The 23,175-nt window shown below is 44.9% G+C and carries 21 protein-coding genes; 11 read left to right on the top strand and 10 right to left on the bottom strand.

The window, feature by feature from the left end:
- Positions 1 to 5: 5 nt before the first annotated feature.
- The 6 genes from D8791_RS03935 to hutU form a co-directional block, all read right to left on the bottom strand.
- Positions 6 to 1,358 (bottom strand): APC family permease, encoded by a 1,353-nt coding sequence (locus tag D8791_RS03935; protein WP_125446350.1) that lies wholly within the window; start codon positions 1,356 to 1,358, stop codon positions 6 to 8.
- Between the two features lie 75 nt (positions 1,359 to 1,433).
- Positions 1,434 to 2,033, bottom strand: a complete 600-nt coding sequence (locus D8791_RS03930; protein WP_125446349.1) for a HutD/Ves family protein — start codon at positions 2,031 to 2,033, stop codon at positions 1,434 to 1,436.
- A 12-nt stretch (positions 2,034 to 2,045) separates the two neighbouring features.
- A complete protein-coding gene (locus tag D8791_RS03925) occupies positions 2,046 to 3,719 on the bottom strand; it encodes a formate--tetrahydrofolate ligase (RefSeq protein WP_032915390.1) in 1,674 nt (557 codons plus the stop codon).
- A gap of 66 nt (positions 3,720 to 3,785) precedes the next feature.
- On the bottom strand, positions 3,786 to 4,412 hold the full coding sequence (locus D8791_RS03920) for a cyclodeaminase/cyclohydrolase family protein (protein WP_125446348.1): 627 nt from the start codon (positions 4,410 to 4,412) through the stop codon (positions 3,786 to 3,788).
- Between the two features lie 14 nt (positions 4,413 to 4,426).
- Positions 4,427 to 5,326, bottom strand: coding sequence for a glutamate formimidoyltransferase (ftcD, locus tag D8791_RS03915; protein ID WP_011836511.1), 900 nt, complete (start codon positions 5,324 to 5,326; stop codon positions 4,427 to 4,429).
- A gap of 114 nt (positions 5,327 to 5,440) precedes the next feature.
- Positions 5,441 to 7,471: a urocanate hydratase gene (gene hutU / locus D8791_RS03910; RefSeq protein ID WP_125446347.1), complete on the bottom strand. Its 2,031-nt coding sequence runs from the start codon at positions 7,469 to 7,471 to the stop codon at positions 5,441 to 5,443.
- Between the two features lie 199 nt (positions 7,472 to 7,670).
- Here hutU and hutI point away from each other — a divergent pair, with 199 nt between their 5' ends.
- Entirely contained in the window at positions 7,671 to 8,936 is a 1,266-nt protein-coding gene (gene hutI / locus D8791_RS03905) for an imidazolonepropionase (protein ID WP_002932190.1), read from the top strand.
- A gap of 134 nt (positions 8,937 to 9,070) precedes the next feature.
- On the opposite strand, the gene D8791_RS03900 is transcribed toward hutI, so the two are convergent.
- The 4 genes from D8791_RS03900 to sstT all read right to left on the bottom strand — a co-directional run bounded on the left by D8791_RS03900 (position 9,071) and on the right by sstT (position 12,906).
- Positions 9,071 to 9,493 carry a hypothetical protein gene (locus D8791_RS03900; protein WP_185760557.1) on the bottom strand — a complete coding sequence of 141 codons (423 nt, stop codon included), beginning with the start codon at positions 9,491 to 9,493 and terminating at the stop codon, positions 9,071 to 9,073.
- Positions 9,474 to 10,382: a phosphodiester glycosidase family protein gene (locus tag D8791_RS03895; RefSeq protein ID WP_125446345.1), complete on the bottom strand. Its 909-nt coding sequence runs from the start codon at positions 10,380 to 10,382 to the stop codon at positions 9,474 to 9,476. The genes D8791_RS03900 and D8791_RS03895 overlap by 20 nt, the downstream gene beginning before the upstream one ends.
- Positions 10,379 to 11,428, bottom strand: a complete 1,050-nt coding sequence (locus D8791_RS03890) for a bifunctional glycosyltransferase family 2/GtrA family protein (RefSeq protein WP_125446344.1) — start codon at positions 11,426 to 11,428, stop codon at positions 10,379 to 10,381. The genes D8791_RS03895 and D8791_RS03890 overlap by 4 nt, the downstream gene beginning before the upstream one ends.
- A 344-nt stretch (positions 11,429 to 11,772) precedes the next feature.
- On the bottom strand, positions 11,773 to 12,906 hold the full coding sequence (gene sstT, locus D8791_RS03880; RefSeq protein ID WP_223368424.1) for a serine/threonine transporter SstT: 1,134 nt from the start codon (positions 12,904 to 12,906) through the stop codon (positions 11,773 to 11,775).
- A gap of 227 nt (positions 12,907 to 13,133) precedes the next feature.
- On the opposite strand from sstT, the gene D8791_RS03875 reads away from it, so the two are divergent.
- The 10 genes from D8791_RS03875 to D8791_RS03825 all read left to right on the top strand — a co-directional run bounded on the left by D8791_RS03875 (position 13,134) and on the right by D8791_RS03825 (position 23,151).
- Entirely contained in the window at positions 13,134 to 14,006 is an 873-nt protein-coding gene (locus D8791_RS03875; protein ID WP_125446343.1) for a mechanosensitive ion channel family protein, read from the top strand.
- A 328-nt stretch (positions 14,007 to 14,334) separates the two neighbouring features.
- A complete protein-coding gene (locus D8791_RS03865) occupies positions 14,335 to 15,234 on the top strand; it encodes a helix-turn-helix transcriptional regulator (protein ID WP_125446342.1) in 900 nt (299 codons plus the stop codon).
- 60 nt (positions 15,235 to 15,294) lie between these two features.
- A complete protein-coding gene (locus D8791_RS03860; RefSeq protein WP_125446341.1) occupies positions 15,295 to 15,909 on the top strand; it encodes a GyrI-like domain-containing protein in 615 nt (204 codons plus the stop codon).
- Positions 15,910 to 15,921: 12 nt separating this feature from the next.
- Positions 15,922 to 16,473 carry a ClbS/DfsB family four-helix bundle protein gene (locus tag D8791_RS03855; RefSeq protein ID WP_125446340.1) on the top strand — a complete coding sequence of 184 codons (552 nt, stop codon included), beginning with the start codon at positions 15,922 to 15,924 and terminating at the stop codon, positions 16,471 to 16,473.
- Between the two features lie 192 nt (positions 16,474 to 16,665).
- Entirely contained in the window at positions 16,666 to 17,700 is a 1,035-nt protein-coding gene (hrcA, locus tag D8791_RS03850; RefSeq protein WP_125446339.1) for a heat-inducible transcriptional repressor HrcA, read from the top strand.
- A gap of 38 nt (positions 17,701 to 17,738) precedes the next feature.
- Positions 17,739 to 18,305 (top strand): nucleotide exchange factor GrpE, encoded by a 567-nt coding sequence (gene grpE, locus D8791_RS03845; RefSeq protein WP_185760549.1) that lies wholly within the window; start codon positions 17,739 to 17,741, stop codon positions 18,303 to 18,305.
- Between the two features lie 339 nt (positions 18,306 to 18,644).
- The gene (dnaK, locus tag D8791_RS03840; protein ID WP_125446337.1) at positions 18,645 to 20,468 is read left to right on the top strand and encodes a molecular chaperone DnaK; all 1,824 of its coding nucleotides are present in this window, start codon (positions 18,645 to 18,647) and stop codon (positions 20,466 to 20,468) included.
- 228 nt (positions 20,469 to 20,696) lie between these two features.
- Positions 20,697 to 21,545: a hypothetical protein gene (locus D8791_RS03835; protein WP_125446336.1), complete on the top strand. Its 849-nt coding sequence runs from the start codon at positions 20,697 to 20,699 to the stop codon at positions 21,543 to 21,545.
- A gap of 19 nt (positions 21,546 to 21,564) precedes the next feature.
- Positions 21,565 to 22,698 carry a molecular chaperone DnaJ gene (gene dnaJ, locus D8791_RS03830; protein WP_045497925.1) on the top strand — a complete coding sequence of 378 codons (1,134 nt, stop codon included), beginning with the start codon at positions 21,565 to 21,567 and terminating at the stop codon, positions 22,696 to 22,698.
- Positions 22,699 to 22,746: 48 nt separating this feature from the next.
- Positions 22,747 to 23,151, top strand: a complete 405-nt coding sequence (locus tag D8791_RS03825; RefSeq protein WP_125446335.1) for a GNAT family N-acetyltransferase — start codon at positions 22,747 to 22,749, stop codon at positions 23,149 to 23,151.
- Positions 23,152 to 23,175 lie beyond the last annotated feature (24 nt).

The following is a 23,175-nucleotide window of genomic DNA, read 5'->3' as shown; positions in this document are numbered from 1 at the left end:
AAGATTCATTCTCCTTTTTGTTCAAGAACTTTATTTTTACAAATCAGTACTATATAGATATAGTAGACTGCGCTGGCGACAAGGACACCGATGAGACCATAGACATAGTTCATTGGATTTTCACCCCAAATCATGATGAGGCTGACTAGAACCGCTAAAATTGGGATGACAGGACCAAATGGAACGCGGAAGACCACTTTCTTATCTGGATATTTCTTTCTCAATACCAATACGGCTAGAGCAGTTGGGATGTATTGGAAGAAGCGGAAGACTACGCTGAGAGCCGCTAATACTTCAAATGTTCCTGTAAAGAGCAGGGCAATGGCTAAAAGTCCGGAGATAATAATGGCAATTACAGGGGCGTTTTTAGCATTAGTTTCAGCGATTTTTTTAGGTAACAAGCCTTCATCTGCAATGGCTGCACCATAACGTGGAACCATGATAGATTCCCCGATGTTAAGTCCAGCAATAGAGATCAGCGCTCCGATAGAAACAATCCATGCTCCAGCAGGGCCAATCATTTCGACAAAGGCGTCTTGCACAGAGGCATCTGTTTGCAGGATACGGCTGCCTAACATGGCGATAGTTCCTGCGATAATCAGCATATAGAGAACAGATACAATACTGATAGAGCCCAAAATAGCCCGAGGCACATTCTTTTCTGGGTTGCGCATTTCACCAGCAACGATAGACATGGTTTCAAAACCGATGAAACCGTAGAAGATATAGATAGCTGTACTAGAGATGGCTTTCATGATATCCACGCCAGGTTCTAGCTGAAGAAACGGAGTGAAGTTTCCTTTGTCAATTCCTCCTTTGATGAAGAAAATTGCGCATAGACTGAAAGCGACAATTGGGATGAGCTTGGCTACAGTTGCGGTCAAGGTGAACATTTTGGAGGTCTTAAGACCTGAGATATTCATCAGACTGAGTAGGATAATCAGGCTCACACTGAGTAAAAGTTCATAGGGGGCAAAGGATTTAAAAGTAATGACAAAAAGTCTCGCAAATCCTGCTGCCATTGCTGACCAAGCGATGATGGTAACCGCCCAGCCTAGGAAGCCAACATTAAATCCGACAAAGTCCCCAAAGGCTGCTTTGGAATATTGGAAGGCTCCGCCATTTTTATTAAAATAACCAGCAGTTTCTGCCAAGCAGACGGCTAAGAGAATAACGAGGAGGGCAGTTCCCAGCATGACAGCTAGAGAAGCAGGACCCAGTCCTTTATAAATTTTTTGAGGTAGGAGGAAAATTCCTGAACCGATAACAGCATTGATACCATAGAGAGTAGCGCCAGAAAAGCTGAATTTCGCATTTTCTCGCTCTTGTTCTTGTGCAGTGAGTTTAGTCGCATTCATAATAATGTTTCTCCTTTAGAGATGTGGGATCCTTTCCAAGTAAAGATAGAACGATGATAGGACATCCTTGTATCTTTACTTAGTAGGGATATGGGTCAAACCAGCCCATATAGCAAGGGGAGCACCCGTTGGCTGGTTACTCGAAAACATTATTTGCAGCTCAGTTTCCTGAGCCTCTTTTTCCACTATCAGAAGTTGCCCTGTCTCTAGGTTAAGCGATGGCATGCCTGTTCCTGTCACCATCAAATCACTCAAGGCATAGATAAATTGAATTGCTTCATCTTGACTAAGCTCTTCTCTATCTGAGATGGCAAGCATCTGTCCCTGATAATGGTCGCTGTAGATTAAGTTAAAGTCGGTACAAGTCCCACGACTTGTGATAGAATCACTCCCTTCGAAAAAATAGGGGGTAAAGGGAGCTAGGACCGTTTCCTCCTGCCGGCTGGCATTGTGGAGATGAAGTGTGTGGTCCAGGCTCATGAGAATGCGGTGAAAGCCGCTGAGGTCAGAAAACTGACTTTCAGCCAACTCCACAGTCGCTGTTGAGAGCCGATAGTCAAATTCCCGCTTGCCATAGTGGCCAGTTGGCGGGGAAAGATAAAGCTGTTTTGTCTTTCCCCCCGACCAATCGGAAACTTGAAAATCATTTACTCTTAAAAGGGTTACATTTGTCATTTTTGGTATTTATTAGAACAAACCGCTGATATTGCCATCTTTGTCAACATCAATCTTTTCGCTGGCTGGTACTTTAGGCAGCCCTGGCATGGTCATGATTGCACCCGTCAGAGCAACGATAAAACCTGCACCAGCAGAAACTTTGAGCTGGCTGATTGTCACAACAAAGTCTTTAGGTGCGCCCAGTTTTTTAGCATCGTCTGAGAAGGAGTACTGAGTCTTGGCCATACAGATAGGATAGTTGGAGAAGCCCAGTTCTTCCAGTTGTTTGAGCTCGCGTTTAGCAGCAGGAGTCAGGCGAACACCCTTGCCTCCATAAACCTTAGTAACAATTTTGTTCAGCTTGGTCTCAATGGAGTCCTCTTCATTATATACAAATTGGAAGTGATTGTCTCCTTCGGCCAGTTCAACGACTTTTTCAGCCAACTCTTTACCGCCGGCTCCGCCATTCGCCCAGACGTCGGAAATCACTACGTCAACGCCACGTTTTTGGCATGCATCATAAACTGCTTGCAATTCTGCTTCGGTATCCAGCGGGAATTTATTGATGGCAACGACTGCTGGCAATCCATAAACATCTTGAATGTTTTCCAGATGTTTTTCTAAGTTTGGCAGACCATCTACAACGGCTTGGACATTTTCTTCAGCCAGGTCGCTCTTAGCCACACCACCGTGCATCTTGAGAGCGCGGATGGTAGCAACTAGAACTACAGCCGATGGACGAAGTCCAGATGTACGACACTTGATATCGATGAATTTTTCAGCACCGAGGTCAGCACCGAAACCAGCTTCTGTGACTGCATAGTCGGCATATTTGAGAGCCAGCTTGGTAGCTAGGACACTGTTACAGCCATGGGCAATGTTGGCAAAAGGTCCACCGTGAATCAAGGCTGGTGTGTGTTCCAGAGTTTGAACCAAGTTTGGATGGATGGCGTCTTTGAGCACAGCAGCCATAGCGCCACCAGCTTTCAGATCCTTAGCAGTTACTGGCTTACCTTCAAAGCTGTAACCAATGATGATTTTTTCCAAGCGGTTCTTGAGGTCAGTGATATTTTCTGACAGACAGAGAATGGCCATAACCTCAGAAGCAACTGTAATGTCAAAACCATCTTCACGCGGAACACCGTTGACTTTGCCTTGCAAGCCGTCTACGATGTGGCGCAGTTGCCGGTCATTCATATCCACCGCCCGCTTCCAAGTGATGCGGCGAGAGTCGATGCCTAAGGCATTGCCATGGTGGATGTGGTTATCAATGAGGGCCGCCAGCAGATTGTTGGCAACACCGATGGCATGAAAGTCACCAGTGAAGTGGAGGTTGATATCCTCCATCGGCACAACTTGAGCGTGCCCACCGCCAGCAGCTCCGCCCTTGATACCAAAGACAGGTCCGAGAGAAGGCTCCCGCAAAGCGATAACGGCTTTTTTACCGATAGCAGCTAGAGCATCGACCAATCCGACAGAAGTCGTGGTCTTGCCTTCTCCAGCTGGTGTCGGAGAAATAGCGGTCACGAGAATCAGTTTGCCGTCTGGCTTGTCTTTTAAGGCTTCTAGTTGGCCGGCACTGATTTTTGCCTTGTAATTTCCATAAAGAGACAAGGCATCTTCAGCAATTCCTAGCTTTTCTGCCACCTCTTTGATGGGCTTCATTTGAACCGAATTCGCAATTTCAATATCTGATAAAACCATATTGTTACCTCTTGAGAAGAGGAAGTCCATTCATAGGAATGAGCGGACTTATCTTCCATTTATCTATTAGACAACTTTCAAAATTTCTTGATAAATTTCATCTGCTAGAGCGCAGCCTTTTTGTAGGAGATCTTCACCCTTGCTGCGGTAGTCTGCGACAAATGCTTCATCCTTGACACCTGACAGGTTGATGAGGACATTGAGCCAAGCTCCTTGCAGACCAGCCTTAAGGTTGAGAGCTGCGACTCCCAGGTCGCTGGCAGCATTGGTATTGGACTTGCCAACAGCCTTTTGAGTTGTTTGCAGGGCAGTCAAGATGTCTTCCATCATGCCATAAGGTGACTGGGTCGCTTCCTTGAGGGCTTGTTGCATCGCTTCTCGACGGGCAGCCTTGTCTTCCTCCGTTTCCTTAGGCATATCAAAGACGGCAGAGACCAGATTGAAGGCTTCAGTGTCCTTGTCAATAGCTGCGAGCAAGCTTTCTTGCAGGCGGGCGCTTTCTGCGTGCACTTGAGCAATTTCTGCTTCAAATTCTGCGTATTTTTTCTTGCCAAGGGTCAATTCACAGACCATCTTGGTCAGGGAAATACCGTTCGCTGCGGAAAGAGCAGCGGCAGAGCCGCCTCCTGGTGCAGGCGCATCTGAGCCTAGGACTTGGGCAAATTCTGTCAAACTTAAATCTACTAATTTCATAGGTTTCAGTCCTCCTAGCCTAGCAAATGGTTTTCCAGAACTTGCTTGCCATAGTCAAAGTCTTCGATTTGCAGATAGTATTCTGCTGCGTCAATCAAAGCCTTGGCTGGAGCTAAACCGATGACTTCTGAGCCGAGGATTCCAACTCCGTAGCGCTTAGCTTCAAAGCGAACTGTTTCAAAGACGCGATAGAGTGGGAATTTTTCCAGATTGACCATGTTGATGGAAACCTGAGCAATGTTGCGGTCTTCCAGCATAACGCCGATAGCTTTACAGTACTTGTAACCACCGCTTGATCCACGGATGACTTTGGCAATATTGTTGGCAATTTCTAGATTGTCTGTATCCAAGTTGATGTTGTAGGCGATGAGTGGCATTCTAGCACCGACAGCAGTGACACCAGCAGTTGGGTGAATCTTTCTTTCACCGTAGTCAGGCGCCCAGTCAGGTTCCAAGAGTTTTTCAGGCATGCCTTCAAATTGTCCCTTACGAACCTTAGCCAAGTTCTTACGCTCTGGACGAGTCGCTGCATCTTCATAGAGGAAGATAGGAATACCGAGCTCACGATTGATCCGCTCAGATACGGTCTTCGCAATTTCTACGCATTCCTCACTTGTGATGTCCTTGATCGGTACAAAAGGCAGGACATCAGTTGCGCCCATACGAGGGTGTTCACCTTGGTGCTTGGTCAAGTCAATATTTTCAGAAGCGTATTTAACCAAACGGAAAGCAACTTCCTGAATGTTTTGGTCATCACCGACCAAGGTAAAGACACTGCGGTTGTGGCTGGCATCAGAAGAGTGGTCCAAAAGTGTTACGCCTGGCACGCTCTTAGCTACTTCAACTAGACCGTCAATAACCGCTTGATTGCGGCCTTCAGAAAAGTTAGGAATACATTCAACAATTTTTGCCATAAGATATTACCTCGTGTTATATGTTATTAAAATTACAGAGTGAATAAAGTGGAACTTCCAGCTGAGCTAGATGTGAGACCTAGCTCAGTTCAGAAGTCGGGGGACAAGTTTTTTCTATTCGAACAATTTCTTAACAGATTCTTTGACCAAATCTTCATCAGTTAAGTACGGAATAGTGATGTGGTCTGTTCCTTCATGGAGACGGTTGTACTCGATAGCTGTTTCGATAGCATGCTCATTGCGAGCCCAGTTCCGACGTGCAACTCCGCCGATCGTATCCCAAGCGATAGCAGATTTGATGATTTCATCGATGCGTTCGCTGCCGTCCAGTACCAAGCCAAAACCACCGTTGATAGACTTACCGATACCAGTTCCTCCACCATTGTGGAGAGCTACCAGACTCATACCACGAGCTGCGTTACCAGCGTAACATTGCACAGCCATGTCGCAAGTGACATTAGATCCGTCCTTGATATTAGAAGTTTCACGGAATGGAGAGTCTGTACCAGAAACATCGTGGTGGTCACGGCCGATCATGACAGGGCCAATCTTGCCTTCGCGGACTAATTCATTGAACTTGAGGGCGATGTTGACACGGCCCATACAGTCTTGGTATAGAATTCGCGCTTGAGTTCCAACAACCAACTGGTTCTTTTCTGCATCGCGAATCCAGTTGTAGTTGTCGCGGTCTTGGTAGCGGCGGTTAGGGTCGATGACTTCCATAGCTGCATGGTCTGTAGCTACCAAGTCTTCATGCTTACCGCTCAGACATACCCAACGGAAAGGACCATAACCATAGTCAAAGAGCATTGGGCCCATGATATCTTCTACATAAGATGGCCAGATGAAGCCGTCTTTGTCATCAAAGCCATTCTTAGAAATTTCCTTGATGCCAGAGTCATAAACTGCCTTCATAAAGGCATTACCATAGTCAAAGAAGTAGGTGCCATTGTTAGTCAAGGTCTTGATTGCCTTGAAGTGACGTTCCAATGTTTCATCAACCAACTTAGCAAAGGTTTCCTTGTCTTCAGCCAGGAGGCGAGTCCGCTCTTCAAAGCTGATACCAGCCGGGCAGTAGCCGCCGTCATAGACATTGTGGCAAGAAGTTTGGTCAGACAGCAGATCTACATGGATATTGTTCTCGTTGACATATTCCAAGAGGTCTACGATGTTACCATGATAGGCGATAGAAGTTGATTCGCCAGCTTCCAGAGCTTTTTGAGCCAAGTCAATTGCTTCTTTCGGACTTTCGGCTAATTGGCTAATCCATCCTTGGGAGTGGCGAGTTTCAATCCGAGATTGGTCTACTTCAGCTACGATTGCCACAGCTTTAGCAATTTCAGCTGCTTTCCCTTGAGCTCCACTCATGCCGCCCAGACCAGAAGAAATGAAGAGTTTGCCAGTCAGGTCGCCGTCGTCAGCCACACCCAGCTTCAAACGTCCAGCATTGAGGAGGGTGTTGAAAGTACCGTGGACGATGCCTTGAGGGCCGATGTACATCCAGCCGCCGGCTGTCATTTGACCATAGTTGGTCACGCCCATTTCTTCTGCAATTTCCCAGTCCTTCATATTGTCATATTCACCGACCAAGAGGCCATTGGTGATAATCACGCGAGGTGCCTCTGGTTTGGACTTGAAGAGTCCAAGTGGATGGCCAGATTCCACGACCAAGGTTTGATGGTCGGTCATGACTTCCAAGTATTTCTTGATCAGGTTGTACTGCATCCAGTTAGCACAGACAGATCCAGTTTCTCCGTAGGTAACCAATTCATAAGGATAGAGGGCGATTTCAAAGCTCAGGTTGTTGTCAATCATGACCTGCATAGCTTTGGCTGCGGTACAGTTCCCTTTGTACTCATCAATTGGTTTGCCGTAGATGCGTTCTTTTGGACGCCAGCGGTAGCCATAAATCCGTCCGCGAGTTTTCAACTCTTCTAAGAATTCTGGAATTACTTCCTCATGGAATCTCTTTGGAATATAGCGAAGGGCATTTTTTAAAGCAATTTCGGTTTGAGCTTGAGTCAAACGGAAGCCCCGGTCAGGTGCTCGACGGATGCCTTCTTGAAAAACTGTTTTTTCAGGCAGTACATCGTCTAATTTGACGGTCATTGCTGCTGCAATTTCATTTTCGCTAAAGTATGACATGAAAAATCCTCCTTTTAGTCAAGTGTAAAATATCTTTCTCTTACATTCTATAAGACTCCCGTCCATAAAGAGTCAAGAAAATGACGGAAACAGTAAAAAAAGAGAGGCTCCTATCTTTTACAAGCTTTTGACTATAATTTGACGATAGTGTATTATGATGAAAAGCAAATATGTCGGAAAATGAAATGGAGGAACAAGCATGACTGCTGATTTACTATTAACTCACTTTAATCAAGTCTTCTGTCCCAAGGATCTCGGTCATCCACTTTTTGGTGAGGAGATGAAGGAAGCTCAGGTCTTGGAGGACGGCTACATTGCAGTCAAAGACGGCAAAATCCTAGCAGTCGGCAGCGGAGAGCCGGATGCCAGTCTGGTTGGACCAGATACTAAGATTCAGTCTTATGAAGGCAAGATTGCCACACCTGGCTTGATTGACTGCCACACTCACTTGGTCTATGGCGGCAGCCGGGAGCATGAATTTGCTAAGAAATTAGCTGGTGTCCCTTATCTGGAAATTCTTGCTCAAGGCGGCGGTATTCTCAGTACAGTCCGGGCGACGCGAGAAGCTTCTTTTGACACTCTCTACGATAAGTCTAAGAGACTGCTGGACTATATGCTGCTGCATGGGGTGACAACGGTTGAGGCCAAGAGTGGCTATGGTTTGGACTGGGAAACAGAGAAGCGCCAGCTAGATGTCGTTGGGGCTCTGGACCGTGACCACGATATTGATTTGGTTTCGACCTTTATGGCTGCCCACGCCGTTCCACCAGAATACAAGGGACGCTCTCAGGAATATCTGGAGCTCATCGTCGAGGAAATGCTGCCTCGGGTAAAAGCAGAAAATCTAGCTGAATTCTGTGATATTTTCTGTGAAAAAGGCGTCTTTACAGCTGACGAGTCGCGCTACCTGCTTTCTAAAGCTAAGGAGATGGGCTTCAAGCTTCGTATCCATGCTGATGAAATCGAGTCTATCGGCGGGGTGGATGTAGCGGCTGAGCTAGGAGCAACCAGTGCAGAGCACTTGATGATGGCGACCGATGAGGGCATTCGCAAGATGGCAGAAGCTAAGGTTATCGGCAATCTCCTACCAGCAACTACCTTCAGTCTGATGGAAGATACCTATGCACCAGCTCGCAAGATGTTGAAAGCTGGCATGGCCATTACTCTGACCACAGACAGCAATCCAGGCTCTTGTCCGACAGCTAATCTGCAGTTCGTCATGCAGCTGGGCTGCTTTATGATGCGTCTGACGCCAGTAGAAGTTCTTAACGCTGTAACCATCAATGCGGCTTACTCAGTTAACCGTCAAGATAAGATTGGCAGCTTTGATACTGGCAAGCAGGCTGACATTACCATCCTAGATGCTAAGAATATCGACTATCCACTTTATTTCTTTGCGACTAACCTGACCCATCAGGTTTATAAAGCAGGCAAGTTGGTTGTTGATCAGGGTAGAATCGTCTAATTTTACAAGTTGGTCTCATTTCCACTTGATGGCAAAGATTTTCTTAGAAGTTTTATTGCTGATTATAGAAAAAGCAGATTTGTGTTCAATAAAGGCCGTGGCTTAAACACCACGACCTTTATTTTTTTATGAGATTAAGACATTGAGCTGGTCTCTTTATTATCTACCCACACACTGCGCGTAAAGACCATGGAGAATAGAGCTAGAGACGCAAAGGCTGCTCCTACATACCAGTAGGGCATATCCAGTGTCGTGGAGCGGCCAGATAGGTTGACAATTCCACGAAAGAGCATGCCGGCTGTCATAATGGCTACAGCTGAGTTCCAGAGATTAAGGCTGAGCCGAGAGAGGTTGGGAATCATTCTCATGAAGAGCAGGAGGAGGATGCCCCCCACTAGAGGAAGGGCAAAGAGATAGTGCATATGGACAGATGCTTCCCCGAAGCTGAAGGATTCATAGATTCTGCTGAAAGCAAAGAAGAAAATCGTTAGCAGCATGTAGGAAAGAGCTGTTTTTTTGAAACGTTTTTTGCTGGGATTAGTAACCGATGTAGACAATGTCACTCACCGCCCTTTCTGAAATATTTCCGTTGGTGGTAGGTTTGTTGATGACCTGACCGTTGAAGTACATAGTGGATGAGCCGCCACCGTCAAGGTTATAGGCAGTCTTGACTCTATAAGATTTCATGACTTCAGCCATTTCATAGAGGGAAAGCCCCTGACTTTCTGAAGTGCGTCCGTCTGAAACGATGATGATATAGTGGTTTTCGTCAATGATACCGATAGCTGTCCGTGGATTGGAAGCCATAGACTGGCCAACTTCGGACTTGGTATTCACGACAATTTCGCCATTTTCTACAAGAGCTGGGCCGAAGGCCAAGAGATTGACCACGCCGTCTTTGACCAGTTGATTAGCAGAGATTTCATTTTCGTAAATGATTTTAAAAGAGCCATCTTTGTAAATGGCCAAATCCCCATTGCTAGAGTCTTCTCGGACGGTATCGCGGTAGACGACGCCATTGCGGATGACATAGCCGGTAGAATTGGCACCGTAGTAGTCGCCGTTAACTGCTAGGATGGCCTTGTTATTAGCCGCTGTTTCTGAAGTCTTGGCGGTGACATTGGTTCCGTAGGTGTTGTTGGCAAGGGCTGTTTTCAAATATTCAGCGGAGCTGACGGTCACATCAGCGATGTAGACTTGGGTATTGTTGACGGTCTTTTCAGTCAGTGTGACCGAGATATTGTCGTCCGAATAGCTGGTATCTGTCACTGTGGCTGTTTCGGCAGCCTTGCTGGCAGCCTCGGCATTGGATGATGAAGTGGTGCTTGAGACTGTGGAAATAGTCTCTGCGATGACGAAGGTTTTCAGCATGGAGTAGCTAAAAGAAGCTGTCAGAAGTAGGCCAAAAATCGAGGCGTAGGCATAGCCTTTCTTTAAAAATTTCATGATGCAGTGTGTGTCCTTTCCTTAAAAATAAATCTCTTTTGTACCATCCAAGAGATGGTAAAGAGCAGCAGTCCGACGATGATCTTGACAAGCAGAAGATTGAGTCCAAAGACAGCGTAGAAGAGGCGAATCAGCAGTGTGTCTAGGATAAAGAGCACTACAGCTAGGCTGAAATAGCCAGTTCCTGTCTTGAGTATACTGTCGTCGTTCTTAAAGACCAGCTTTTTATTAGTCGAGTAGTTGAAGACCGAACTGGTCACGCGGGCAATCCCGTTGGCTAGGAGAATTCTCAGGCTGGTCGGAGCAGCAGCTAAGAATAAGAGAGCCAGTGCATAGACCATGTAGTCGACGATGAAGCTGCTGAGAGAAGTCAGGGCGAATTTAAAGATATTTTTATAAATCATGAGTCCATCTCTAACAGGTCGGAAGTGCGAGTCTTCATTATCATTGATATAGACCGTCTCAATGGGCACTTCCGAAATGGGATATTCCTTGCTGGCTTCTAGGAGCATGTTCATTTCGTACTCATAGCGCTGGCCGTCAACCTTCAGCATAAAGGGAATCATGTTGGTCGTAAAGGCTCGTAAGCCTGTCTGCGTATCAGAGACACCCACCCCAGTCTGGAGCTTGAAGAGAGACCGCGTCAGACTGTTGCCAAAGCGGCTGCGCAGAGGCACCTTGCCAGTAAAGGCGCGTGCTCCCAGAATCAGCTGATTGGGATGCTCAGCAGCCTTGGTCGCCACACGGAAAATATCCCAGACCTTGTGCTGGCCATCCGCATCTGCTGTGATGACGGTTCCGTATTGACCCAGAGACTGGATGTAGGTGAAGGCAGTTTTCAATGCTTGTCCTTTGCCTTGATTGTTCTCGTGATGGAGGACAGTCGCATATTGTTCAGCCTTGTCAAAGACTGTCTGGCGCTTGGCTGAGCTACCGTCATCGATAACAACGATATGAAAATCACTCTTGCTCTGAATTTTTTGAATCAGTTTAATCAAATTATAATCGGGCTCGTAAGCCGGAATCACTAGATATTCCATATCCATACCTCTTTCTTAGATGATTTGTAGAAAGTATACAGATTGCGGCTTAAAGCTAGCTGATATCAGTTATCTTTAAGAAAAAGTTAAATTTTCTTTAAGGAAAGAGTGAGGAAAGTATCTCGTAGGACAAAATAAAAAACTGAGAGTGGGACAGAAATCGGTAATTGGTTAGAATTCGATTTCGTCGTCCCACCTCCGCACAGTTGAGTAGGGCTGTAAAAGCTGATGAAATCAGCGTAGTAGAGCCCACTCAACCACTGCGTCTTGCTCGACAATCCAAAGACAATTGAGAGGCTAGGACTTTCGTCCCAGCCTCAGCGCTTTGTTTAATAACGTTTTTCTTTGGGTCAGGTGCTCATTTCAGCAACAGCTGTAAAAAGCACGTCTGTGGATGAGTTGAGGGCGGTTTCGCAAGAGTCTTGGATGATACCGATGACAAAACCAACGCTGACGACTTGCATAGCCAGATCGTTTGGGATACCAAAGAGGCTACAAGCCACAGGGATCAAGAGAAGCGAGCCTCCAGCTACTCCAGAAGCTCCGCAGGCGGAAATGGCCGCAACGATGCTAAGTACCAGTGCTGTTCCAAAGTCCACCTGAATGCCCAGTGTATTGGCCGCTGCGAGGGTGAGCGTATTGATTGTCACCGCTGCTCCTGCCATGTTGATAGTAGAACCGAGTGGGATAGAGACCGAGTAGGTTTCGGGATTAAGACCCAAATCTCGACAAAGTTTCATATTAACAGGGATATTGGCAGCCGAACTGCGAGTGAAAAAGGCAGTGACACCACTGACTTTTAAGCAGCGCCAAACCAGTGGATAAGGATTCTTCCGAAGCATAATGAAGACAATCAAGGGGTTAACGACCAGCGCAACAAGAGCCATGGAACCTAGTAATAGGAGAAGGAGCATGCCGTAGCTTTTGAGTGCTTCAAATCCTTTGCCAGAAATGGTCGTGTACACCAGTCCTAAAATACCAAAGGGAGCTAGATTGATGATCCATTCGACAATCTTCGAAGTGATATCTGCCAGTGTTCTTAAGAGTTCTTTACTTTGCTGACTTGCTTCTCGCATGGCCACTCCAAAGACAACTGCCCAAGACAGAATGCCGATATAATTGGCCTTGGTCAAAGCGTTGATCGGATTATCGACAAGGTTGAGGAGGAGATTGCTCAGAACTTGGCCGATGCCTTCTGGTGGACGGACCTCCGAGCTGGCTGCGGTTAGCTCGATGGTTACAGGAAAGATATAGTTGGCGAGGACAGCGACAAGGGCGGCCGCAAAAGTCCCTATTAGATAAAGGATAATGACGGTTTTTATATTGCTCTTCTGCCCCTTTTGGTGCTGAGAGAGGGCATTGGCAACGAGGGTAAAAACGAGTAGTGGTGCGATAGCTTTCAGACCGCCGACAAAGATTTGACCAAGGAGGCTAAATGGCGCTGGCTTGTGGGAAAATAAGAGCCAGCAGGGCGCCTGTGACAATCCCAATAGAAATCCGTTTGATAAGATTGGCGCGATTCCAAGCAGAAGGAATTCGATGAAACATAATAGATCCCTTTCTAAAATAAACTGCTTTCCGTTATACGCTAGAAGTCGTATAAAATCAATGTTTTTTAGTATTCGCTATGCGGAATAAGGCTGCTTTGATGCCTATTTGTCGCCCTTTGTGGTATAATGAATAAGATTTTTGTATCTCATAGGGGGAAAGAATGACAGCTAATGGGAATGTTTTTACGCGCTATTTCCAGCAATTTGACTGGTCAGCTATTCTGGATGATGTGTTTTCGAAATTCGTCTCCTTGCTCTTTTTGTGTTTACTATTTTGGGTGGCTAAGAAAATTCTCCATCTCTTTGTGACTAGACTGATTGCGCCATCTTTGAAATTATCTCGGCAGGATGAGGCTCGGCAAAAGACCATTACACGTCTGATTGAGAATTTACTCAATTATGCCCTTTATTTTCTTTTGTTCTACTGGATTTTATCTATTTTGGGCATGCCGGTCTCAAGTCTTTTGGCTGGGGCAGGTATTGCCGGTGTCGCCATTGGGATGGGGGCGCAGGGCTTTCTGTCCGACTTGGTCAATGGTTTCTTTATTCTCTTGGAGCGGCAGTTGGATGTAGGGGACAATGTTCGCTTGACCAATGGTGCTATCAAGATTGCAGGAACAGTTGTCAGTGTCGGGATTCGGACGACGCAGGTACGCGATGCGGACGGGACGCTTCACTTTGTGCCCAATCGAAATATCACCGTCGTCAGCAACCTTTCTCGTGGCGATATGCGGGTTTTGATTGATATTCCTATCTATGCTGAGACGGATTTGGATGAGATTTATCGGATTATTGCTGCTGTCAATCAGGAAGCTGTGCCAGAACATCCAGAAGTTTTGAAGGAACCTGATATTCTGGGACCGCAAATGACTGCGAGTGGGCAGTTTTACTTTCGGATTAGTTTAATCGTCACAAGCGGTATGCAGGCGAGCCTGTACCATATTTTCTACAAGCTCTACCATGAGGCACTGTTAAAAGAGGGAGTGGCTTTGCCAACATTTGCCCCTGTCACAGGAAATAATGGTAAAGCTTAGTAGTGGTCAGGGGAACAAAGGTAAACAATACCTATTGAAAATAAAGGTTCTAATTACTAAAAGAGGCTGGGACGAAAGTCCTAGCCTCTCAATTGTCTTTGGATTGTCGAGCAAGACGCAGTGGTTGAGTGGGCTCTACTACGCTGATTTCATCAGCTTTTACAGCCCTACTCAACTGTGCGGAGGTGGGACGACGAAATCGAATTCTAACGAATTACCGATTTCTGTCCCACTCTCTTTTTCATTACAGCTTATCCTAGGTCTAACCTGCCTAAATATGACATGCTATGGCAAGTATTGTATAATAGGAAGAGGAGAAGGGGTAAGCATGCAGAATAATCGACTATTTCGGATATTGTACTACATTTTGGAGAGAGGGAAAGTGACTGCAACGGAGCTGGCTGAGAAATTTGAGATCTCGGTCCGGACCATTTATCGAGACGTAGACTCTTTAAGTAGCGCTGGGATTCCGATTTATACCACGCAAGGAAAGGGTGGCGGCATAGAAATCGCAGAGGATTTTGTCTTGCGGAAGTCCTTGCTGACAGCGGAGGAGAAAGAGCAGATCATGGCGGCCCTGCAAGGTCTGGAAAGCACCAGTCAGCTTTACCAGAATGACCTGCTTACAAAGCTTTCGGCGCTATTTCAAGTCAAAAATTCCAACTGGATCGAAATCGATTTTAATCACTGGCAAAATGATAAAGCATATGAAGACACCTTTCATCAATTAAAAACTGCGATTCTAGGCAAGCACCTTGTTTCTTTTTCTTACTTTGCTAGTAATGAGCGGGAGACAAGCCGTCGTGTCAAGCCTGTACGCTTGTTCTTTAAAAATCAGAATTGGTATCTCTATGCCTTTTGTCTCTTGCGACAGGAATTCAGGTATTTTAAGCTATCTCGGATGAAAAATCTGGAGCGGCTGGATGAAAGGTTTGAGGACAGCTTTGAAGATATCGTCTTGGAAAAGGAACTGACCTATGAAAATACCATTAAGCTGGCAGTCAAGTTTAATCGCAAAGTGGCTTTCAGGGTTTATGATGAATTAGGCGGAGACATTCGGACAGATGCCGAAGGAAATTTATATACAGAAATCGACATTCCCAACGACCAGCGTCTATATAGTTATATCCTGTCCTTTGCAGACGCTGTGGAGGTCTTAGATCCGCCCGAAATCCGAGTGAAAATGAAAGAAATGATTCATAAGCTAGCAGAAAAATATAAAACTTGACATAGGGTGTCAGGTATCTTCTTGTATACTAATGGTAAGAAGAGAAAAGGAGGCAGCAAGATGAAATATGAATGGAGAAAGAGCGAGAAAGTCCTTTATGGAGCCAAGCAAAAGCCAGAGCTAGTAGAGGTGCCGAGTCAACAGTTCATTGTGATCGAAGGAGAGGGTGACCCCAATGAAGCGGATTTCTCTGAGCGGGTATCTGCCCTTTATTCACTGGCCTATTCCATAAAAATGCTCTTTAAATCCATGATGAAAGATGAGGCGGAGGATAAGGTGACGGATTTTACGGTTTATCCTTTGGAAGGGTTCTGGGAAAAAGCTGCTGGGGAAGGCTTCGATAAAAGTCAGCTTCGCTATCAACTCATGATTCAGCAGCCCAATGTCATCACTCAGGACATGTTTGCGGTGGCGCTTGAGAAGGTCCGTAAGAAAAAGCCCAGTCCCCTCTACGATGACATCCGTTTACAGAGCTTTCCAGAGGAGCGGGCTATTCAGATCCTACATATAGGAAGTTATGATAGTGAGCCGGCCTCTTTTGAGAAAATGGACGAGCTAGCAATCAGCTTGGGACTGGAGAGATGCGACCAAGTTCACAGAGAGATTTACTTAAGCAACAAAAATAGAACACCAGAAGAAAAGTTGAAAACTATCTTAAGGTATGCTGTCAGATAGGAGGAATGTAACATGCCAAGACCTGCAACAAAAAACGATTTACTGGCTGCAGCTACAGAAAATTTCGAAAAACTCAATCTGCTTATTTCGAACATGACAGCGGACGAGTTGGTGAGGCCCTTTGATTTTTCAAAGGATGAGAAAAAGAAAGAAGCCCACTGGAAGCGCGATCGGAATCTGAGGGACGTCTTAATCCATCTTTATGAATGGCACCAATTGCTGCTCAACTGGGTAGAGGCCAATCAAAGGGGAGAAGAGAAGTCCTTCCTGCCTGCTCCCTACAATTGGAGAACCTATGGGGATATGAATGCCACATTTTGGGAAAAGCACCAGCAAACCTCTCTTGAGGAGGCAAGTTCTTTGCTGGCTAGTTCACATAGAGCTGTCCTAGACCTAGCCGCAACCTTGACCAATGAAGAATTATTTTCTAAAGGAGTTTATAAATGGACGGGCGGAACGACCTTGGGTTCTTACTTTGTCAGCGCAACATCCAGTCACTATGATTGGGCTATGAAAAAGCTTAAAGCTCACCAAAAGAATTGTAAAAGGAATCCTGTCCAATAAAGTTTTCTAGGACTTGAGACTGATTTTTAGCACTCTTGTAAAAAGAGTGCTAATTTTTTGGATTTTTGTCTTGACTTTCATTTTCAAGAGTGTATAATAGAATCATGATTTAGCACTCGAGGTATCAGAGTGCTAAATATAAAAAATAAAATCTCGCCAGTGGCTGGAATTTTCTAAAGAGAGGTGAGGTCCTTGGTAACAGAACGCCAAAATGAGATTTTAAATCTAATTATTGATATCTTTACCAAGACGCAGGAGCCTGTCGGTTCTAAAGCCTTGCAAGAGTCTATCCAGTCCTCGAGTGCCACCATTCGAAATGATATGGCAGCCTTGGAAAAGGAAGGGTTGCTAGAAAAGGCTCATACATCGAGTGGTCGCAAGCCCAGTGTAGCAGGTTTCCAGTATTTTGTCCGTCATTCCTTGACCTTTGATCAGCTGGCGGAAAATGAGCTCTACGAGGTCGTCAAAGCTTTCGACCAAGAGTTCTTCAAGCTGGAGGATATCCTGCAGCGGGCAGCGGACGTCTTGGCAGAGTTGAGTGCTTGTACGGTTGTAGCTCTTGATGTCGAGCCTAGTCGGCAGCGACTGACAGCTTTTGATATCGTTATTATTAGCCAGCATGCAGCCTTAGCTGTCTTTACTCTGGATGAGTCTAATACCCTGACCAGTCAGTTCATGATTCCTAGGAATTTTCTCCAGGATGACCTACTGCGCTTGAGGGATATGATTCAGGAGCGCTTTTTGGGACAGACGGTCTTAGATATTCACTACAAGATTCGGACGGAGATTCCGCAGATTATCCAGCGTTACTTTACGACGACGGACAATGTTCTCGATCTCTTTGAGCATATTTTTGCTCAGATGTTTTCGGAAAAAGTAGCTGTAGCTGGTAAAGTCCAGTTGCTACGTTTTGCGGATCTTGAGGCTTATCAGTTCTTTGATGATCGTCAGAAGGTGGCTTTTGAAATCCGTGATAGTCTAGCTGAGGATCAGATGCAAAATGTCCGTGTCGCAGCTAGTCAAGAGGACTGCCTGGCCAATCTAACCTTGATTTCCAGCAAGTTTTTAATTCCCTATCGAGGATTTGGTATGCTGGCGGTGGTCGGTCCAGTCAATCTGGATTACCAAAAGGTGGTCAGTCAGCTCAATGTTGTCAATCGAGTCTTGACGATGAAACTCACAGATTTCTACCGATATCTGAGTAGCAATCATTATGAGGTGAGTTGAACATGAAATTACATAAATTCCTAAAAAGGAGGCGAAAAATGTCTGAGGAAACAAAAAACGAAGAAGTAAAAGAAGAGGAAGTGGTAGAAGCTGCTGAAGAAGCTGTAGAAACTACAGAAGAAAAGGTAGAAACCGCTAAAGAAGCGGATGAAACTACTCCCGAAAAATCAGAACTAGAGCTAGCCAATGAGCGTGCGGAAGACTTTGAAAATAAATATCTTCGCGCTCATGCAGAAATGCAAAATATCCAACGTCGTGCCAATGAAGAACGTCAACTCTTGCAACGCTATCGTAGCCAAGATTTGGCAAAAGCGATTCTCCCTTCTTTGGACAACCTTGAGCGTGCGCTTGCCGTTGAAGGATTGACAGACGATGTCAAAAAAGGCTTGGAGATGGTACAAGAAAGCTTGATTCATGCCCTTAAAGAAGAAGGAATTGAAGAAATCGTAGCTGACGGAGCATTTGACCATAACTATCATATGGCCATCCAAACTCTCCCAGCAGACGATGAACATCCAGCAGATACCATTGCACAAGTCTTCCAAAAAGGCTACAAACTCCATGACCGCATTCTAAGACCAGCAATGGTAGTGGTGTATAACTAGGCGGTAAGTCAGAAATCTGTGATTTCGTTGACGCACCCCCGCAAGGGTGATTAGGCTGGTCACGAGCGTTTGCGAAGTGAACTGCCAATCAGCTACTGCGTAAACCTTGTCCGAAATGACACTAAACTATGAAAGAAAGATAAAATGTGTTCAGCTTTGCAATAGTGAGCGAAGCGAACCAAAGTAGATACTCTTCGCCGTGGCGCTAATTGCGCAAACTTTGAGACTTAGGCTCAAAGTTTAGTCAAAGAGATTGACGAAGTCAAGCTCTGACGGCGCCGCCACCTAAGAAGAGTATTAAAAAGAAAAACAGAAAATAAAATTTAAGGAGAAAAACACATGTCTAAAATTATCGGTATTGACTTAGGTACAACAAACTCAGCAGTTGCAGTTCTTGAAGGAACTGAAAGCAAAATCATCGCAAACCCAGAAGGAAACCGCACAACTCCATCTGTAGTGTCATTCAAAAACGGTGAAATCATCGTTGGTGATGCAGCAAAACGTCAAGCAGTGACAAATCCAGATACAGTAATCTCTATCAAATCTAAGATGGGAACTTCTGAAAAAGTTTCTGCAAACGGAAAAGAATACACTCCACAAGAAATCTCAGCTATGATCCTTCAATACTTGAAAGGCTACGCTGAAGACTACCTTGGTGAAAAAGTAACCAAAGCAGTTATCACAGTTCCAGCTTACTTCAACGATGCTCAACGTCAAGCAACAAAAGACGCTGGTAAAATCGCTGGTCTTGAAGTAGAACGTATCGTTAACGAACCAACTGCAGCAGCACTTGCTTACGGTTTGGACAAGACTGACAAAGAAGAAAAAATCTTGGTATTCGACCTTGGTGGTGGTACATTCGACGTATCTATCCTTGAATTGGGTGACGGTGTCTTCGATGTATTGTCAACTGCAGGGGACAACAAACTTGGTGGTGATGACTTTGACCAGAAGATTATCGACCACTTGGTAGCAGAATTCAAGAAAGAAAATGGCATTGATTTGTCAACTGACAAGATGGCGGTGCAACGTTTGAAAGATGCAGCTGAAAAAGCTAAGAAAGACCTTTCTGGTGTGACTTCAACTCAAATCAGCTTGCCATTTATCACTGCTGGTGAGGCTGGCCCTCTTCACTTGGAAATGACCTTAACTCGTGCCAAATTCGACGATTTGACTCGTGATCTTGTAGAACGTACAAAAGTTCCAGTTCGTCAAGCTCTTTCAGATGCAGGTTTGAGCTTGTCAGAAATCGACGAAGTTATCCTTGTTGGTGGTTCAACTCGTATCCCAGCAGTTGTAGAAGCTGTTAAGGCTGAAACTGGTAAAGAGCCAAACAAATCAGTAAACCCTGATGAAGTAGTTGCCATGGGTGCTGCGATCCAAGGTGGTGTCATTACTGGTGATGTGAAAGACGTTGTCCTTCTTGACGTAACGCCATTGTCACTTGGTATCGAAACAATGGGTGGTGTCTTCACAAAACTTATCGATCGCAACACTACGATTCCAACATCTAAATCACAAGTCTTCTCAACTGCAGCAGACAACCAACCGGCCGTTGATATCCACGTTCTTCAAGGTGAACGCCCAATGGCAGCGGATAACAAGACTCTTGGACGTTTCCAATTGACTGATATCCCAGCTGCACCTCGTGGAATTCCTCAAATCGAAGTAACATTTGACATCGACAAGAACGGTATCGTATCTGTTAAAGCGAAAGATCTTGGAACTCAAAAAGAACAAACAATTGTTATCCAATCAAACTCAGGTTTGACAGACGAAGAAATCGACCGCATGATGAAAGATGCAGAAGCAAACGCTGAAGCAGATAAGAAACGTAAAGAAGAAGTTGACCTTCGTAACGAAGTAGACCAAGCTATCTTTGCAACTGAAAAGACTATCAAGGAAACTGAAGGCAAAGGCTTTGATGCAGAACGTGATGCTGCCCAAGCTGCCCTTGATGACCTTAAGAAAGCCCAAGAAGACAACAATTTGGACGACATGAAAGCAAAACTCGAAGCGTTGAACGAAAAAGCTCAAGCTTTGGCAGTGAAACTCTACGAACAAGCCGCAGCAGCCCAACAAGCTCAAGCAGGAGCAGAAGGCGCACAAGCAACAGGAAACGCAGGCGATGACGTCGTAGACGGGGAGTTTACGGAGAAATAGGCGGTGAGACAGAACTAAAAATTGAAAGTTTTTAGTTCGTAGTCGAACCCCCGCGAGGATGATTAGGATTTTTGGGAGTCTGAAAGACGAACCCAAAATCCAATCAGCTACCGCGTCAAAGGTTTTTCAAAAAGTATCGTTTCGAAAATCTCACGTCGTAATAATAGGAAGAAATCCAGAGGTTGCAACCCAGCCTCTGTTTTTCGGTAAACTAGGGAATGTGATATTATGGAAAAAATTAAACTTCTTTTTAAAAATCATTGGAAAATCCTTCTTTTTGAATTAGTTTTCATAGTGCTATACGTTGGTTTTTCTATTTGTATTGATAGGCATCTAATACAAAATGTTACGATATTGTCTATAATATTTTCAGCTGAATTTTTTGTGGCAATGATAGTTGGTGTTGCTGCAGTCTATTCTTGGATGCATCATAAGAAAATATCGGATTTAGAGATTAAAGATGCAAAATATAACAGCGATTTGCACTTATTACAAAATATAGATGAACTTTTAGAGGTATATAGAAATAAAGGTGAGGAACGAGCAATTGGTGGGGAATTACGAAGCTTTCTAAAAGAATTAGACAAAGAATATAGAAAAGGAAGTGATTCGGAGTCAAGAGATAGATTTTTAGATATCTATTATCGTTTTCTAAGTGATAAAGTCAGTCCAAATCCAGAATCGCGTATCAACATATCAGCTATTAAAACAAAACTTTCTACAGAACTAAATGTTAATAAAAAGAATATTCGATATAGTAAAAATTATGAAAATGATGCCAAGAGAGACAATTTAAAGTGGACAACTTGGTTTACTATCGAAAAGAATACTATAGACAATTTGAAAAATGAGGATAGACAAATTTTTATAACTTCTGTTAATGGTGAATATATTAAGTTTCAAATTTTAGGGAAGGATTTGAAAGCTATTATTAAAGAGCGCAGTCCTCGCGAACAAAAACGTGGAGATGAAAACGTTGAAGTCTATGACTTTTTCTTTGGAGGAGATTCTAAAGGAAAGTTTTTTGAAGGAAGACCCAAGATTAATTTGCAGAAATATAATATTAAAAAATTGTAAAAAAGCAAGGTATTAAATCATGAACAATACAGAATTTTATGACCGTTTAGGTGTTTCTAAGAATGCTTCTCAGGATGAGATTAAGAGAGCCTATCGGAAATTATCTAAAAAATATCACCCAGATATCAATAAAGAGCCTGGGGCGGAAGATAAATATAAGGAAGTCCAGGAGGCTTATGAAACGCTGAGCGATGAGCAAAAGCGGGCGGCCTATGACCAATACGGCGCAGCGGGTGCCAATGGTGGCTTTGGCGGCGGTGCGGGCGGTTTCGGAGGCTTTGATGGATCCGGTTTTGGTGGCTTCGAAGATATCTTTTCTAGCTTCTTTGGCGGTGGTGCGACTCGTAATCCAAACGCTCCGCGTCAAGGAGACGATCTCCAGTATCGGGTAAATCTCCGCTTTGAAGAGGCTATTTTCGGTACAGAAAAAGAAGTTAAATACAATCGTGAGGCTAGCTGTCGGACTTGTCATGGTTCAGGTGCTAAGCCAGGAACTAGCCCAGTAACTTGTGGCCGCTGTCATGGCTCTGGTGTTATTAACGTCGATACTCAGACACCACTAGGCATGATGCGTCGTCAAGTAACCTGTGATGTCTGTCATGGTCGCGGACAAGAAATCAAAAGTCCGTGCGAAACCTGCCATGGAACGGGACATGAAAAGCAAGCGCATAGCGTTCATGTAAAAATTCCTGCTGGCGTGGAAACAGGTCAACGAGTTCGCTTGGCGGGTCAAGGTGAGGCAGGCTTTAATGGCGGTCCCTACGGAGACCTATATGTAGTGGTGAACGTTGAGCCAAGCGATAAATTTGAACGTGACGGTTCTACCATTTACTACAAGCTCAACCTCAACTTTGTGCAAGCAGCTCTGGGTGACAGTGTGGAAATCCCAACTGTGCATGGAAATGTTGAATTGACGATCCCAGAGGGAACCCAGACTGGCAAACGTTTCCGTCTGCGTGGTAAGGGAGCACCAAATCTGCGCGATGGAAGTGTAGGTGACCAATATGTCACTGTCAATGTCGTAACGCCAACAGGCCTCAATGACCGTCAAAAGGCGGCTCTTAAGGATTTTGCGGCGGCTGGAGACATCACAGTGAGCCCTAAGAAGAAAGGCTTCTTTGATAAGATGAAAGATGTCTTTGAAGGGGAATAAAGAAGGAAAAAGCAGAGTTATTATTCTGCTTTTTCGTTAGGAGCAAAAATGACAGAATTTCAAGACTTTATCGAGCAAGTTTTCAAGGAGCAATATGAGGCTTCTTTTGGGTCAGCTAGGCTTGAAGAACTGGAGCCCAAGGATTATTATCTGACACGGGAAGAGGAAGGAAACTTAATCGCCTTGCTCCATGCTCAGCAGGTGTTGGAAAACATCCATATCAAGGCTTTGGTGGTGGATAAAGAACATCAGAAAAAAGGTTTGGGAGCCAGTCTGCTGGCAGAATTAGAAGAAAAGGCTGAGAAAGCGGGAGTCAGCAGCATCACCTTGTCCACCAACTCTTATCAAGCCAAGGATTTTTACATCAAGCAAGGCTATGAAATCTATGCCAATCTGGAAGATATGCCCCAAAAAGGTGTGACCAAATATCATTTCATCAAGCGACTGAGCTGAGCCATTCTCAATAGATGGAAGTCA

This window comes from Streptococcus cristatus (genome assembly GCF_003943515.1).
Taxonomy (GTDB): domain Bacteria; phylum Bacillota; class Bacilli; order Lactobacillales; family Streptococcaceae; genus Streptococcus; species Streptococcus cristatus_D.
This window is presented reverse-complemented; position numbering and strand designations above follow the sequence as displayed.